13 protein-coding genes are annotated in these 14,204 nt (G+C 68.5%); 2 read left to right on the forward strand and 11 right to left on the reverse strand.

Annotated elements, in window-relative coordinates; translation table 11 throughout:
- Positions 1-107 precede the first annotated feature (107 nt).
- The 11 genes from sugE to HWX08_RS30020 form a co-directional block, all read right to left on the reverse strand.
- Positions 108-428, reverse strand: a complete 321-nt coding sequence (gene sugE, locus HWX08_RS29965) for a quaternary ammonium compound efflux SMR transporter SugE (RefSeq protein WP_069257212.1) — start codon at positions 426-428, stop codon at positions 108-110.
- A gap of 166 nt (positions 429-594) precedes the next feature.
- Entirely contained in the window at positions 595-879 is a 285-nt protein-coding gene (locus HWX08_RS29970; RefSeq protein ID WP_107311414.1) for a putative hemolysin, read from the reverse strand.
- Positions 880-1,011: 132 nt separating this feature from the next.
- The gene (gene kdpE, locus HWX08_RS29975) at positions 1,012-1,710 is read right to left on the reverse strand and encodes a two-component system response regulator KdpE (RefSeq protein ID WP_011352732.1); all 699 of its coding nucleotides are present in this window, start codon (positions 1,708-1,710) and stop codon (positions 1,012-1,014) included.
- Complete coding sequence (locus tag HWX08_RS29980) at positions 1,703-4,546, reverse strand: DUF4118 domain-containing protein (RefSeq protein WP_069257214.1); 2,844 nt, start codon at positions 4,544-4,546, stop codon at positions 1,703-1,705. The genes kdpE and HWX08_RS29980 overlap by 8 nt, the downstream gene beginning before the upstream one ends.
- 151 nt (positions 4,547-4,697) lie before the next feature.
- Positions 4,698-5,279 (reverse strand): potassium-transporting ATPase subunit KdpC, encoded by a 582-nt coding sequence (kdpC, locus tag HWX08_RS29985; RefSeq protein ID WP_069257215.1) that lies wholly within the window; start codon positions 5,277-5,279, stop codon positions 4,698-4,700.
- A gap of 25 nt (positions 5,280-5,304) precedes the next feature.
- On the reverse strand, positions 5,305-7,389 hold the full coding sequence (gene kdpB / locus HWX08_RS29990; RefSeq protein WP_069257216.1) for a potassium-transporting ATPase subunit KdpB: 2,085 nt from the start codon (positions 7,387-7,389) through the stop codon (positions 5,305-5,307).
- Positions 7,390-7,443: 54 nt separating this feature from the next.
- The gene (gene kdpA, locus HWX08_RS29995) at positions 7,444-9,249 is read right to left on the reverse strand and encodes a potassium-transporting ATPase subunit KdpA (protein WP_174921197.1); all 1,806 of its coding nucleotides are present in this window, start codon (positions 9,247-9,249) and stop codon (positions 7,444-7,446) included.
- On the reverse strand, positions 9,246-9,338 hold the full coding sequence (gene kdpF, locus HWX08_RS30000) for a K(+)-transporting ATPase subunit F (protein ID WP_006752209.1): 93 nt from the start codon (positions 9,336-9,338) through the stop codon (positions 9,246-9,248). Before kdpF ends, kdpA begins: the two co-directional genes overlap by 4 nt.
- A 332-nt stretch (positions 9,339-9,670) precedes the next feature.
- Positions 9,671-10,645, reverse strand: a complete 975-nt coding sequence (locus HWX08_RS30005) for a quinone oxidoreductase family protein (RefSeq protein WP_069257218.1) — start codon at positions 10,643-10,645, stop codon at positions 9,671-9,673.
- 500 nt (positions 10,646-11,145) lie between these two features.
- Positions 11,146-11,538 (reverse strand): methylglyoxal synthase, encoded by a 393-nt coding sequence (locus HWX08_RS30015; RefSeq protein WP_006478230.1) that lies wholly within the window; start codon positions 11,536-11,538, stop codon positions 11,146-11,148.
- A 63-nt stretch (positions 11,539-11,601) separates the two neighbouring features.
- On the reverse strand, positions 11,602-12,381 hold the full coding sequence (locus HWX08_RS30020) for an SDR family oxidoreductase (RefSeq protein WP_069257219.1): 780 nt from the start codon (positions 12,379-12,381) through the stop codon (positions 11,602-11,604).
- Between the two features lie 210 nt (positions 12,382-12,591).
- On the opposite strand from HWX08_RS30020, the gene upp reads away from it, so the two are divergent.
- Positions 12,592-13,242, forward strand: a complete 651-nt coding sequence (upp, locus tag HWX08_RS30025; RefSeq protein WP_006481871.1) for a uracil phosphoribosyltransferase — start codon at positions 12,592-12,594, stop codon at positions 13,240-13,242.
- 198 nt (positions 13,243-13,440) lie between these two features.
- Complete coding sequence (locus HWX08_RS30030; protein ID WP_069257220.1) at positions 13,441-14,169, forward strand: YebC/PmpR family DNA-binding transcriptional regulator; 729 nt, start codon at positions 13,441-13,443, stop codon at positions 14,167-14,169.
- Positions 14,170-14,204: the final 35 nt, after the last annotated feature.

Raw genomic sequence — 14,204 nt, forward strand, 5'->3', positions numbered from 1 at the left:
CGGCGGTATTCAGGCCCGAATACGTTCCATTATAGACAGGCTCGGCGGGCGGCCGGCGCAATTACGCGGTGCGGCACCCCGGGCGCATGCGCGCCCGGGTGCGTTCGTCAGGCAGCCGACGACAGCTTGAGGCCGATCAGCCCCGCGACGATCAGCGCCGCGCTTGCGATGCGTGCGACGGTCAACGCCTCGCCCAGCATCACGATGCCGAACACGAACGCACCGACCGCGCCGATGCCCGTCCACACCGCGTATGCGGTGCCGAGCGGCAACTGGCGCATCGCGATCGCGAGCAGCCCGAAGCTGGCCAGCGCGGTCACGACCGTAAACACCGACGGGCCGAGCTTCGTGAACCCGTCCGACGATTTCAAGCCGGCCGCCCAGGCCACTTCCAGCAAACCGGCAATCAACAACCATACCCACGCCATCTCGACGTACTCCGTATCGGATGGGGCCGTCCCCGTTGAAGCGAATGACCCGGGGTCGTCCCCGGGCGGCGCCGAGTATAACAAGATGCTTACGAACGCGGCGCGGCGCCGGCGGCCGGCCATGAGGCGGCCGGGGGCGATCAGGGGCGCAATCTGCCAGGCCCGGTCAGTTCGATACGCGCTTCGGCGTGGCGCCGCCGACGCAGCGGTCGTCGCGGTACAGCGCCCACTCCTCGCACACGCGGCCGTCCTTGAACACGCACATGCCGGCCTGCCCGCTCGGCAGGTTGCGGATCGTGTGGCGACCGCCGAGCTTCGCGCAATTGACCGACGCGGGATTGGCCATCGCCTGCTGGGACGACGACGGTTGCTGCCCGGGCGGCAGCGGTTGGGCGAACGCGCCGGACGCGGCAAGCGCCAGCGCACAGATGACGACCAGACGGACGGACATTGCACGCTCCTCGTTTTCGTTCGCGGAGCGGTCAGGATAGCGGGGAATGCGCGCCGGGTGTGCAACGCGCGCACCGGCCGCGAGACTGTCGCGCCGGCGCAACCGTGCACCGCAGCGGCACAGCGACGCGCGTCACGCCGCGCCGACGAGCCGGTAGCCGACGCCCGTCTCGGTGACGATGTACTCGGGCTGCGCCGGGTCGCGTTCGAGCTTCTGGCGCAGGTGCGCCATGTAGATGCGCAGGTAGTGATGGCTTTCGACGTGCGACGGCCCCCACACGTCGCGCAGCAGCTGGCGGTGCGTGAGTACGCGCCCCGCATGGCGCACGAGCGTCGCGAGCAGCCGGTACTCGAGCGGCGTCAGGTGCACGATCTCGTTGTCGCGCCACACCTGGCGCAGCGCGAGATCGACGATCACGGTGCCGAAAGTTACCTTCGGCGACTCGTTCGCACCGCCCTGGTTGCGCCGGCGCAGTTGCGCGCGAATCCGCGCGCGCAGTTCGGATACGCCGAACGGCTTGGTCAGGTAATCGTCGGCGCCCGCGTCGAGCGCGGCGACCTTCTCCTCCTCCTGCGTGCGCGCGGACAGCACGATCACCGGCACTTCGGACCAGCCGCGCAGTTCGCGGATCACGTCGAGGCCGTCGGTGTCGGGCAGGCCGAGGTCGACGATCACGAGATCGGGCTTGCGCGTCGCCGCGTCGATCAGCCCCTGCTTGCCCGTCTCGGCCTCGAACACCGCGATGTCCTCCTCCTCGAGCGCGGCGCGCACGAAACGGCGGATCTGCTTTTCGTCCTCGATCAGGACGACGGTCAGGCTGGGTTCACTCATGGTCTGGCAATGATTCGGATGGTGACGATGCACCCGGCACATCGGGTTCGTCGTCGGGTACGGCGGGCGCGGCCGGCGGCGTCTCGACCGGCAGCGTGAACCAGAAGCGCGCGCCCGTCACGTGGCCGTCGGGCGCGGTGCGGTTGAGCGCGCCGATTTTACCGCCGTGCGCCTCGACGATCGCGCGGCAGATCGCGAGGCCGAGGCCGATGCCCGGCGTCGCCGATTCCTTCTCGCCGCGCGTGAACTTGTCGAAGATGCGCGTTTCCATCCCGGCCGGCAGGCCCGGGCCGTGATCGTCGACATGCACGCGCACGAACGGCTGCCCGTCGTCGGACACGCGTTCGGCGCCGATGTCGAGCGGCGTATCGGGCGGCGTGTACTTCGCCGCGTTCTCGAACAGGTTGGTGAACAGCCGTTCCATCAGCACCGCGTCCATCTGCAGCAGCGGCAGGTCGGCGGGCAGCGCGACGCGCGCGGGATGGCGCGCGAGCACGCGCTTGCATGCGGCGAGCGCAGCGCCGACGGTTTCCTCGAGCAGCGACCACTGGCGCTTGAGCTGCAGGCTGCCGGCCTGCAGCCGCGCCATGTCGAGCAGGTTCGTGACGATGCCCGTCATGCGCAGCGCCTCGTCGTGGATCGCGTCGACGAGTTCGCCCTCGCGCTGCGCGACGCGTTCGGCCGCCGCAGCGTCGCCGCCCTGCGCGGTCGCACGCCCGTTCGCGAGCATCGACGAGAAGCCGACGATCGTCGTGAGCGGCGTGCGCAGGTCGTGCGAGATCGCCGACAGCAGCGAGTTGCGCAGCCGCTCGGACTCCATGTTGACGAGCGCATCGCGCGCGATCTCCACGTAGTGAACGCGTTCGAGCGCGAGCGCGATCTGCGCGGCGAACGCGTCGAGCATCCGCTGTTGTTCGGGCACCTCGAGTTCGCGCGGCTCGCGCGATGCGACCGCGAGCACGCCGCGCGTGCGCATCGGCGCCTTCAGCGGCAGGTACAGCGCGGCCGTCGCGGGCAGCGTGTCGGTGCCGCGCCCGGCCGGCTTCTGCTGGTCGTACACCCACTGGCCGACGTCGCTGTCGAGATCGGCGCCCGTCAGCGTGACGGCCGCGTCGGGCTCCTCGATCTTCTGCCGCACCTTGTCCGCGCTGTCGGGCAGCAGGAACGCGACGCGAGCGCGGAACACCTCGCCCACGTGCCGGCTGCCGATCTCGACGATCTGCTCGGTCGTCAGCGCCGCGCCGAGCTCGCGCGCCATCGCGTAGATCGCGCCGGTGCGGCGCTCGCGGCGCTGCGCGACGCTCGCCTGCCGCGTCAGGGTCGACGTCAGGTGGCTGATCACGAGCGACGTCAGCAGCATCCCGAAGAAAGTCAGCAGGTATTGCGTGTCGCTCACCGAGAACGACATGCGCGGCGGCACGAAGAAGTAATCGAACGCGGCCACCGACAGGAACGACTGCAGCACACCCGGGCCGCGCCCCAGCCTCACGGCCGAGAACACGACGCCGAGCAGGTACAGCATCACGAGGTTCGTCAGGTCGAGCCGCTCGGACACGAGGCTCGCGAGAACGGTGATCGCCGCGCAGATCGCGGCCGCATACACGTAGTGGCGCGGCGGCGAGCGGTGCGTGCCGAACTGCGCGAACGCATTGCGCCAGTCGCGCGCCCGCGCATCGAGCGGCGCGGCGCGCGCCTCGTCGCTCGCGGTCGCACGGATCAGCATCAGGTCGACGTCGCCCGCGCGTTCGGCGAGCTGTTCGCCGAACGGCCGCGCGAAGCGGCGCATGAGCCCGACCTTCGGCGAGCCGCCCGCGACGAGCTTCGACACGTTGCGGACCTTCGCATAGCCGATCAGCGCGGCGACCGCGTCGGCGCCGGCGAGCGTGGCCGTCTCAGCGCCCAGCTCGGCCGCGAGCTTCAGCGCGTCGAGCGTGCGCTGCCGCTGCGCGTCGGGCAGCCGCTGCAGGCGCGGCGTCTCGACGTACACGGCGATCCAGTCGGCCTTCAGGCTCGCGGCGAGCCGGGCGGCCGCGCGCACGAGCGTCGGTGCCTCCGGGCCCGGCCCGACGCACACGAGCAGCCGTTCGCGCGCCTGCCAGATGCGCTGGATCGAGCGGTCCGCGCGGTATTCGCGCATCTGCGCGTCGACGCGATCGGCCGTGCGCCGCAGCGCCAGTTCGCGCAGCGCGATCAAGTTGCCCTTGCGGAAGAAGTTGCGCACCGCGCGCTCGGCCTGCTGCGCGAGATAGACCTTGCCGTCGCGCATCCGCTCGAGCAGCTCCTCGGCCGGCAGGTCGACGAGCGTGACTTCGTCGGCCGCATCGAACACGCGGTCAGGCACGGTCTCCCACACGCGGATGCCGGTGATCGCGCCGACCACGTCGTTCAGGCTTTCGAGGTGCTGGACGTTGACGGTCGTATACACGTCGATGCCCGCGTCGAGCAGTTCGTACACGTCCTGCCAGCGCTTCAGATGTCGCGCGCCCTGCACGTTCGAGTGCGCGAGTTCGTCGACGAGGATCAGTTGCGGCCGGCGTGCGAGCGCGCCGTCGAGATCGAATTCGGCGAGCGTGCGGCCGCGATAGTCGATGCGCGCGAGCGGCAGGACGTCGAGGCCGTCGAGCAGCGCAGCGGTTTCGCCCCGCCCGTGGGTCTCGACGATGCCGACGACGACGTCGACGCCTTCCTGCAGGCGCTGGCGTGCGGCCTGCAGCATGGCGTAGGTCTTGCCGACGCCGGCCGAGGCGCCGAAGAAGATCTTGAGCTGGCCGCGCCGCTGCTTTTCTTCGTCGCGCTGCAGCTTGTCGAGGAGTTGGTCTGGATCGGGACGATTCATGCGTCGGAAAGGCGGAGCGCACGGATGCGCGCGTGTACGAGCATTGTTGTGCCAAATCGCCGCAAAAGGCAAAGACGGCGCATGCGCCGTCGGGAAAAGGAGCGTCCGGCGCGAAGCGGGCCGCGCCGGACGCCGGTCAGCGCGCGCCCGATCAGTGCGCGGCCTGCGCCGCGTCGAGCGCAAGGTTCAGCTTCAGCACGTTCACGCGCGGCTCGCCGAGCACGCCGAACTGGCGGCCCGTCGTGTTCGCGGCGACGAGCTGCGCGACCGCGTCGGGCGCCAGGTTGCGCGCCTTCGCGACGCGCTCGACCTGGTATGCGGCGGCGGCCGGCGTGATCTCCGGATCGAGGCCGCTCGCCGAGGCCGTCACGAGGTCGACCGGCACCGGCTTCGACAGGTCGGTGCCCGCGTCGCGCAGCGCGGCGATGCGCCCCTTCACCTGGTCGGCGAGCGACGGGTTCAGCGGGCCGAGGTTCGAGCCGCCGGAGCCGCTTGCGTTGTACGGCATCGGCGACGTGGCCGACAGCCGGCCCCAGAAGTACTTCGGCGCGTCGAACGGCTGGCCGATCAGTGCGGAGCCGACCGGCTTGCCGTCCTTCTCGATCAGGCTGCCGTTCGCCTGCGACGGGAACACCGCCTGGCCGAACACGGTCATCACGGCCGGGTAGGCAAGGCCCGTCACGGCGGTCAGGACGGCAAAGATCACGACGAGCGGACGAATCAACGTTTTCATGAGGTTTCCTTCAAATACGGCCGGCTCACGCCCAGCCGAGCGCGGCGAGCGTCATGTCGATCAGCTTGATGAACGGGAACGGCAGCAGCACGCCGCCGAGGCCGTAGACCAGCAGGTTGCGGCGCAGCAGCGACGCGGCGCCGAGCGGCCGGTACGTGACGCCCTTCAGCGCGAGCGGAATCAGCGCGACGATGATCAGCGCGTTGAAGATCACCGCCGACAGGATCGCCGACGCCGGCGACGTCAGGTGCATGATGTCGAGCACGCGCAGTTGCGGGTAGGTCGTCACGAACGCGGCCGGGATGATCGCGAAATACTTCGCGATGTCGTTCGCGATCGAGAACGTCGTCAGCGAGCCGCGCGTCATCAGCATCTGCTTGCCGATCTCGACGATCTCGATCAGCTTCGTCGGGTTCGAGTCGAGGTCGACCATGTTGCCGGCTTCCTTCGCCGCCTGCGTGCCGGTGTTCATCGCCACCGCGACGTCGGCCTGCGCGAGCGCCGGCGCGTCGTTGGTGCCGTCGCCCGTCATCGCGACGAGACGCCCCGCCGCCTGGTGCTCGCGGATCGTCGCGAGCTTGGTTTCCGGCGTCGCTTCCGCGAGGAAATCGTCGACGCCCGCCTCCGCCGCGATCGCGGCAGCCGTCAGCCGGTTGTCGCCCGTCACCATCACGGTCTTGATGCCCATCTTGCGCAGTTCCGCGAAGCGCTCCTTGATGCCGCCCTTCACGATGTCCTTCAGCTCGATCACGCCGAGCACGCGCGCCGCGCCTTCATGCAGGTCGGCCACGACGAGCGGCGTGCTGCCGCGGCGCGCGACGTCGTCCACCGCGCGGCGCACTTCCTCGGGGAAGCGGCTGCCGCGCGTTTCGACGTAGTGGCGGATCGCGTCGGCCGCGCCCTTGCGGATCTCGCGCCCCGGAAGATCGACGCCGCTCATCCGCGTCTGCGCGGAAAAGCCGAGGAACGTCGCGTGGAGCTGCCCCATGTCGCGCTGGCGAATGTTGAAGCGCTCCTTCGCGAGCACGACGATGCTGCGGCCTTCCGGCGTTTCGTCGGCGAGCGACGACAGTTGCGCGGCATCGGCCAGCGCTTCCTCGGTCACGCCCGGCGCCGGCACGAACGTCGACGCCTGGCGGTTGCCGAGCGTGATCGTGCCGGTCTTGTCGAGCAGCAGCACGTCGACGTCGCCGGCCGCTTCCACCGCGCGGCCCGACGTCGCGATCACGTTCGCCTGCATCATCCGGCTCATCCCGGCCACGCCGATCGCGGACAGCAGCCCGCCGATCGTCGTCGGGATCAGGCACACGAGCAGCGCGACGAGCGCAGTGATCGTCACCACGTGGCCGGCCTTCATCGCTTCGACCGAGAACATCGAGAACGGCAGCAGCGTCGCGGTCGCGAGCAGCATCACGATCGTCAGCGCGACCAGCAGGATCGTCAGCGCGATCTCGTTCGGCGTTTTCTTGCGCTTCGCCCCTTCGACCATCGCGATCATCCGGTCGAGGAACGCCTCGCCGGGGTTCGCGGTGACCTTGACGACGATCCAGTCGGACAGCACGCGCGTGCCGCCCGTCACCGACGAGAAGTCGCCGCCCGATTCGCGGATCACCGGCGCGGACTCGCCGGTGATCGCCGATTCGTCGACCGATGCGACGCCGTCGACGACCTCGCCGTCGGCCGGGATCACGTCGCCGGCCTCGACCAGCACGACGTCGCCACGACGCAGGTCGGACGCGGTGGTGATGCGGATCGGCGACTTTGGATGCGGCTCGTTGAGCTTCTTCGCCATCACGTCCTTCTTCGCGCTGCGCAGCGATGCAGCCTGCGCCTTCGAGCGCCCCTCGGCGAGCGCTTCGGCGAAGTTCGCGAACAGCACCGTGAACCACAGCCACAGCGCGATCGCGAGGATGAAGCCAGCCGGTGCCTCGGCCTGGCCGGCGAGCGCCGCGATCCACAGGATCGTGGTCAGGATGCTGCCGACGTACACGCAGAACATCACCGGGTTGCGGAACTGCGTGCGCGGCGTGAGTTTCTTGAACGAGTCCACGATCGCCGGGCGCAGCAGCGCCGGATCGAACATGGACCGTGTTGCGGAATGTTGAGTCATTGCGATCTCTTCAAGCTCTTCAGTCTTTTCAATGTGTCGCCATGCGGACGCGCATCACGCGCCCAGCCACATCATCAGGTGCTCGACGCCCGGGCCGAGCGCAAGCGCCGGCACGTAAGTCAGCGCGCCCACCAGCAGCACGGTGCCGAGCAGCAGCACGACGAACAGCGGGCCGTGGGTCGGCAGCGTGCCGCTCGTCACCGCGATGCGTTTCTTCGCGGCGAGCGAGCCGGCGATCGCCAGCACCGGCACGATCGTGCCGAAGCGGCCGAACCACATCGCGATCGCGGTCATCCAGTTGTAGAACGGCGTGCCGACCGTCAGGCCCGCAAACGCGCTGCCGTTGTTGTTCGCGGCCGAACTGAACGCATAGAGGATTTCCGAGAATCCGTGCGGGCCCGGGTTCGCGATGCCGGCCTTGCCCGCATCGGCGAGCACGGCGATCGACGTGCCGACCAGCACGAGCAGCGGCGTGAGCAGCACGACGATCGACACCATCTTCATCTCGTACGACTCGATCTTCTTGCCGACGTATTCCGGCGTGCGGCCGATCATCAGACCGGCGACGAACACCGCGAGCAGCGCGAACACGAGCATCCCGTAGAGGCCCGAGCCGACCCCGCCGTAGATCACTTCGCCGAGCTGCATCAGCAGCATCGGCACGAGGCCGCCGAGCGGCGTCAGCGAGTCGTGCATCGTGTCGACCGCGCCGCACGACGCGGCCGTGGTCGCGACCGTGAAGATGCCGGTCTGCGCGATCCCGAAGCGGGTTTCCTTGCCTTCCATGTTGCCGCCCGGCTGCAGCGCGTTCGCCGACTGGTCGACGTGCAGCGCGGCGAGCGTCGGATTGCCGCCCTGCTCGGCGCTCACCTCCACGCCGACCGCGATCGTGAACGCGACCGTCATCGCCGCGAGCACCGCGATGCCCTGGCGGCGGTCGCCGATCACGCGGCCGAACACGAGGCACAGCGCGGCCGGGATGATCAGAATCGAGAAGATCTGCAGGAAGTTCGCGAACGGCGTCGGGTTCTCGTACGGGTGCGCGGAATTCGCGTTGAAGAAGCCGCCGCCGTTGGTGCCGAGCATCTTGATCGCTTCCTGCGACGCAACCGGGCCCATCGCGAGCGTCTGCTTCGTGAGCGGGGTCGGCACCGTCACCGGGTTGCCCTTGTCGTCCTTGACCGGGTTGCCCTGCGCGTCGAGCTTCGGCGCCGCGTAGGTGCTCGCCTGCAGCACCGGCACGTCCTGATACGCCTTCATGTTCTGGATCACGCCCTGGCTCATCAGCAGCGCGGCGACGAGCGCGGCCATCGGCACGAGCACGTACAGCGTCACGCGCGTGAGGTCGACCCAGAAGTTGCCGATCGTCTGCGCGGTGTGGCGCGCGAAGCCGCGGATCAGCGCGATCACGACGACGATGCCGGTCGCGGCCGACAGGAAGTTCTGCACGGTCAGGCCGAGCATCTGCGCCAGATAGCTGACCGTCTGCTCGGGCGTGTAGTCCTGCCAGTTCGTGTTGGTGACGAAGCTCACGGCCGTGTTGAACGCGCCGTCGACCGTCATCGCGCCGAATTGCTGCGGGTTGCCGGGCAGGAAGCCCTGCAGGCGCAGCAGCCCGTAGAGGAACAGCGCGCCGAGCGCATTGAACGCGATCGTCGCGATCGCGTACTGCTTCCAGTTCATCTCGCTGCCGGCGTCGACGCCGGCGATGCGGTACAGCACGCGCTCGAGCGGGCCGAACACGCGCACGACGCGCGAGCTGCCGTCCATCACCGCGCTCAGGTAGCGCGCGACCGGCACGGCCGCCGCCAGCAGCACGGCGATGAACAGCAGCGTCTGCAACAGGTTGTTCGCGTTCATTCGATGTCCTCCGCGCGCAGCAGCGCAAAGACGAGATACGCGAACAGCAGGGCCGTCGATGCGCCCGCCAGCCAAAGCATCCAGGTCATGCTCGCCCCCCGCGACCGTATTGCGCGAGCTTGTCGCAACCTGCGACCAAACCCAGGATCAGCGCGGTGAAAAGCACCAGGGCGCCGATAAATACCGCATCCATTTTTATGTTCTCCGTCGTCGAAGTGAGACGACTAGAACCTTATGGGAACGCACGTAAAGGGCGGGTCAAAGGTATCGGGGCGGATATAAAAAACGTGTAAACGCGGGAATCGGGTGCTGCGGCGGGAATCGGAGGCGGGAGGCGGAAAGCGGAAGGCGGGACGGACGGCGCGAAGGCGCCGTCCGGAAAAAGCGCGTGCCGGCATGGCGCCGGCGCGCAGCAGGCAGATCAGGGAATCAGAATCGTCGAGCCGGTGGTCTTGCGCGCCTCGAGATCGGCATGCGCGCGACCGACTTCGGCGAGCGGATAACGCTGGTTGATACTCGTCTTCACCTTCCCCGACAGGATCACATCGAACAGCTCGGCGGCCGCGGCTTCGAGATCGGCGCGCTTCGCGATGTACGAGAACAACGTGGGCCGCGTGAAGAACAGCGAGCCGCGCGACGAGAATTCCTTCGAATCGATCGGCGGCAGCGGGCCCGACGCGCTGCCGAAGCTGACGAAGTAGCCGAGCGGCGCGAGGCAGTCGAGCGAGCCGATGTAGGTGTCCTTGCCGATCGAATCGTAGACGACCGGCACGCCCGCGCCGTTCGTGATCTCCTTCACGCGCTGCGTGAAGTTTTCGCGCGTATAGACGATCGGATGATCGCAACCGTGCGCCTTCGCGAGTTCGGCCTTCTCGTCGGAGCCGACCGTGCCGATCACCGTCACGCCGAGCGCCTTCGCCCACTGGCACACGAGCAGACCGACGCCGCCGGCCGCCGCATGGATCAGGATCGTGTCGCCGGCCTTCACCGGATACGTGCGGCGCAGCAGGTAGTGCGCGGTCAGGCCCTGCAGCATCACCGATGCCGCGTCGTCGTAGCTGATCCCGTCGGGCAGCTTCACGAGCCGCTCGGCCGGCATCACGCGCTCCTGCGCGTATGCGCCCGGCGGCTGCCCGACGTACGCGACGCGGTCGCCCGCCTTGAGCGCGGTCACGCCTTCGCCGACGGCCGTCACCTCGCCCGCCGCTTCCATCCCGAGGCCGCCGGGCAGCGGCTGCGGATACAGGCCCGTGCGGAAATATACGTCGATGTAGTTGAGGCCGACCGCGTGCTGCTTCACGCGCACCTCTCCGGCTTTCGGTTCGCCGACCTCGACGTCGACCCACTTCATCACGTCCGGGCCGCCCGGCTGGTCGTATCGGATTGCTTTCGGCATCGTTTCGCTCCTCGTTTGTCTGGAATCTGGAAATCCGGTCCGGCGAATGCATCGACATCGCCACTGCGCGATGCGTGCGAGCGCGGGTCGCAGCGGACGATTCTCGCGCGTCGTGCGCGGTCGTGCAGCGCGTCGTCGCAATCCCTTCACAGTGGTAGGGTTTTCGCGGGAAACGGAATTGCCGAACCAAGTACGCGGGCGAGGCTCGCGGCGTCGAACCACTCGCAGCGATTTGATCGAAATCGCGCCCAATGATGGTCGTCACACTTCCACACGTTTAAATCGTCGCCTTTCGAGTCAGACGAATTCTCGTTCTGTCCGCGATGGCCGGACCTGACTGCCACCCCGGGTCTGCGCCTGGCAGCCGGCAGGCGACAAGTCAAATCCGGAGAAATCGATTCGGAAGTGCTCGGCGATCTCAGGAAACGGCCACGAGATGCGCTGAAGGCCAGTGCGGCAGCCTTGGTCGCCCATGTCTTGCGACAAAAATACCCGTGTCGTTAGCAAACGTCCTGCATGTTGCGCGCCAGATCGTCGAGCAGCATCCGCGCGGTCGCGACATTGGTCGCGACCGGCACGTCGTGCACGTCGCACGCACGCACCAGCGCGGTGATGTCGGGGTCGTGCGGCTGCGCGGTCATCGGATCGCGCAGGAACACGACGATGTCGACGCGGCCGTCGGCCAGTTCCGCGCCGATCTGCAGGTCGCCGCCGAGCGGCCCCGACAGCTTGCGCTCGACTTCGAGCCCGTGGGCAGCGGCGATCCGGCCGCCCGTCGTGCCGGTCGCGACCAGCCGGCACTGCGCGAGCGTCTCGCGATACTGGCCCGCGAGCGCGACGATCTCGTCCTTCTTCGCGTCGTGCGCAATCAATGCGATGCGGGGTTTGCTCATCTCCGGTTCCTTCGTCGTTCAGTGGTTGTCGTCATCGTGAATGGCGCGGTGTGCGTAGCGGCGTCAGAACGTGCCCGGATACGCGCCGCCGTCGAGCAGCCAGTTCTGCCCGGTGATGTACCCGGCGTGCACGCTGCACAGAAACGCGCAGGCCGCGCCGAATTCGGCGCGCGTGCCGAGGCGCCCGGCCGGGATGTCCTTCGTACGACGTGCGCGCATCTCGTCGACCGACACGCCCTGCGCCTTCGCCGACGCGGCGAGCGTCGTCGCGATCCGGTCGGTGTCGAACAGCCCCGGCAGCAGGTTGTTGATCGTCACGCCCTGCCCCGCGACCTTGCGCGACAGCCCCGCGACGAAGCCGGTCAGCCCCGAGCGCGCGCCGTTCGACAGCGCGAGCACGTCGATCGGCGCCTTCACGGCCGAACTCGTGATGTTGACGATCCGGCCGAAGCCGCGCGCGATCATCCCGTCGACGGTCGCGCGAATCAGCTCGATCGGCGTCAGCATGTTCGATTCGAGCGCGCGGATCCAGTCGTCGTGCGAGAAGTCGCGGAAGTCGCCGGGCGGCGGGCCGCCGGCATTCGTCACGAGAATGTCCGGCTGCGGGCACGCGGCGAGCGCGGCCGCGCGGCCGTCCGGCGTCGTGATGTCGCACGCGACCGCCGTGACCGACACGTTCGCGCCGGCGCGGATCTCTTCCGCGGTTTCCTCCAGCGTGTCGCGCGTGCGCGCGACGATCACGAGGTTCACGCCCTCGGCGGCCAACGCTTCCGCGCAGCCGCGCCCGAGCCCCTTGCTTGCCGCGCACACGAGCGCGGTCTTTCCTTCAATGCCGAGATCCATCGTCGCTTCCCTGGTGGCGCGCGTGCCGGCACAGCCCCGCGTGGCCGCCGGCGGGCGGGCGAACGGGCGTGCGCGGCACGCGGATTGTCGTGAGACGTCGATAATATCCGGATCGCGCGGCGCGCCTTGGTAAAATTGCGGCCATAAGCGATGGCCGGCCCGTGCCCGCCGCCGCCCCCCGATCCCCTTTTGCCGCCAAGGCACCCCGTCATGAAACAGGACAGCCGTTTCCCGAACCTCTTCATCACCGATCATCCGCTGATCCAGCACAAGCTCACGCACATGCGCGACAAGGACACGTCCACGCGCACGTTCCGCGAGCTGCTGCGCGAGATCACGCTGCTGATGGGCTATGAGATCACCCGCAACCTGCCGATCACGACCAAGCGGGTCGAAACCCCGCTGGTGGCGGTCGACGCGCCGGTGATCGCGGGCAAGAAGCTCGCGATCGTGCCCGTGCTGCGCGCGGGCATCGGGATGTCGGACGGCCTGCTCGACCTGGTGCCGTCCGCGCGCGTCGGCCACATCGGCGTGTACCGCGCCGACGACCACCGCCCGGTCGAATACCTGGTGCGCCTGCCGGACCTCGAAGACCGCATCTTCATCCTGTGCGACCCGATGGTCGCGACCGGCTACTCGGCCGTGCACGCGGTCGACGTGCTCAAGCGCCGCAACGTGCCGGCCGCGAACATCATGTTCGTCGCGCTGGTCGCCGCGCCCGAGGGCGTGCAGGTATTCCAGGACGCGCACCCGGACGTGAAGCTGTTCGTCGCGTCGCTCGACTCGCACCTGAACGAGCACGCGTACATCGTGCCGGGCCTCGGCGACGCGGGCGACCGCCTGTTCGGCACCAAGAACTGAGCACCTGCACGGCCGCGCGACGCGCGGCCTGGCCGTTCGGCCATGTGCGGCGGCCCCGATCCGGCGGTCGCCGCGTGATAAAATCTCGATCCACTCGACACGCGCGGCCCCGCGGCTTCATGCCCGCCGACACGGCCGCCGATTCAACGACACACTGAAACAATCGCCCGCGCTGCGCGCCCGGGCACGGAGAAAGGTATGGCTGGTCATTCGAAATGGGCCAACATCAAGCATAAGAAGGCAGCGGCCGACGCGAAGCGCGGCAAGATCTGGACCCGTCTGATCAAGGAAATCCAGGTGGCGGCGCGCCTCGGCGGCGGCGACGTCACCTCGAACCCGCGCCTGCGTCTCGCGGTCGACAAGGCGGCCGACGCGAACATGCCGAAGGACAACGTCAAGCGCGCGATCGATCGCGGCGTCGGCGGCGCGGACGGCGCGAACTACGAAGAGATCCGTTACGAAGGCTACGGCATCAGCGGCGCGGCGATCATCGTCGACACGCTGACCGACAACCGCACCCGCACGGTCGCGGAAGTCCGCCACGCGTTCTCGAAGTTCGGCGGCAACATGGGCACCGACGGCTCGGTCGCGTTCATGTTCGATCACGTCGGCCAGTTCCTGTTCGCACCGGGCACGTCGGAAGACGCGCTGATGGAAGCCGCGCTCGAAGCCGGCGCGAACGACGTGAACACGAACGACGACGGCTCGATCGAAGTGCTGTGCGACTGGCAGGAATTCTCGAAGGTGAAGGACGCGCTCGAAGCCGGCGGCTTCAAGGCCGAACTCGCCGAAGTGACGATGAAGCCGCAGAACGAAGTCGAGTTCACCGGCGACGACGCGGCGAAGATGCAGAAGCTCCTGGACGCGCTCGAGAACCTCGACGACGTGCAGGACGTGTATACGAACGCCGTCATCGTCGAGGAATGATGTGCCGGCCGCCGTGCTCCTGTCGCGGCGGCGGC

Source organism: Burkholderia metallica, assembly GCF_902832845.1.
Taxonomy (GTDB): Bacteria; Pseudomonadota; Gammaproteobacteria; order Burkholderiales; family Burkholderiaceae; genus Burkholderia; species Burkholderia metallica.

Bases quoted from the DNA above. Each gene is read 5' to 3' on its own strand.
- HWX08_RS30020 (WP_069257219.1), bottom strand. From the start codon at position 12,381: ATGGATCTCGGCATTGAAGGAAAGACCGCGCTCGTGTGCGCGGCAAGC.
- kdpE (WP_011352732.1), bottom strand. From the start codon at position 1,710: ATGAGTGAACCCAGCCTGACCGTCGTCCTGATCGAGGACGAAAAGCAG.
- kdpA (WP_174921197.1), bottom strand. From the start codon at position 9,249: ATGAACGCGAACAACCTGTTGCAGACGCTGCTGTTCATCGCCGTGCTG.
- HWX08_RS29970 (WP_107311414.1), bottom strand. From the start codon at position 879: ATGTCCGTCCGTCTGGTCGTCATCTGTGCGCTGGCGCTTGCCGCGTCC.
- HWX08_RS30030 (WP_069257220.1), top strand. From the start codon at position 13,441: ATGGCTGGTCATTCGAAATGGGCCAACATCAAGCATAAGAAGGCAGCG.
- HWX08_RS29980 (WP_069257214.1), bottom strand. From the start codon at position 4,546: ATGAATCGTCCCGATCCAGACCAACTCCTCGACAAGCTGCAGCGCGAC.
- kdpC (WP_069257215.1), bottom strand. From the start codon at position 5,279: ATGAAAACGTTGATTCGTCCGCTCGTCGTGATCTTTGCCGTCCTGACC.
- HWX08_RS30005 (WP_069257218.1), bottom strand. From the start codon at position 10,645: ATGCCGAAAGCAATCCGATACGACCAGCCGGGCGGCCCGGACGTGATG.
- kdpF (WP_006752209.1), bottom strand. From the start codon at position 9,338: ATGACCTGGATGCTTTGGCTGGCGGGCGCATCGACGGCCCTGCTGTTC.
- sugE (WP_069257212.1), bottom strand. From the start codon at position 428: ATGGCGTGGGTATGGTTGTTGATTGCCGGTTTGCTGGAAGTGGCCTGG.
- HWX08_RS30015 (WP_006478230.1), bottom strand. From the start codon at position 11,538: ATGAGCAAACCCCGCATCGCATTGATTGCGCACGACGCGAAGAAGGAC.
- upp (WP_006481871.1), top strand. From the start codon at position 12,592: ATGAAACAGGACAGCCGTTTCCCGAACCTCTTCATCACCGATCATCCG.
- kdpB (WP_069257216.1), bottom strand. From the start codon at position 7,389: ATGACTCAACATTCCGCAACACGGTCCATGTTCGATCCGGCGCTGCTG.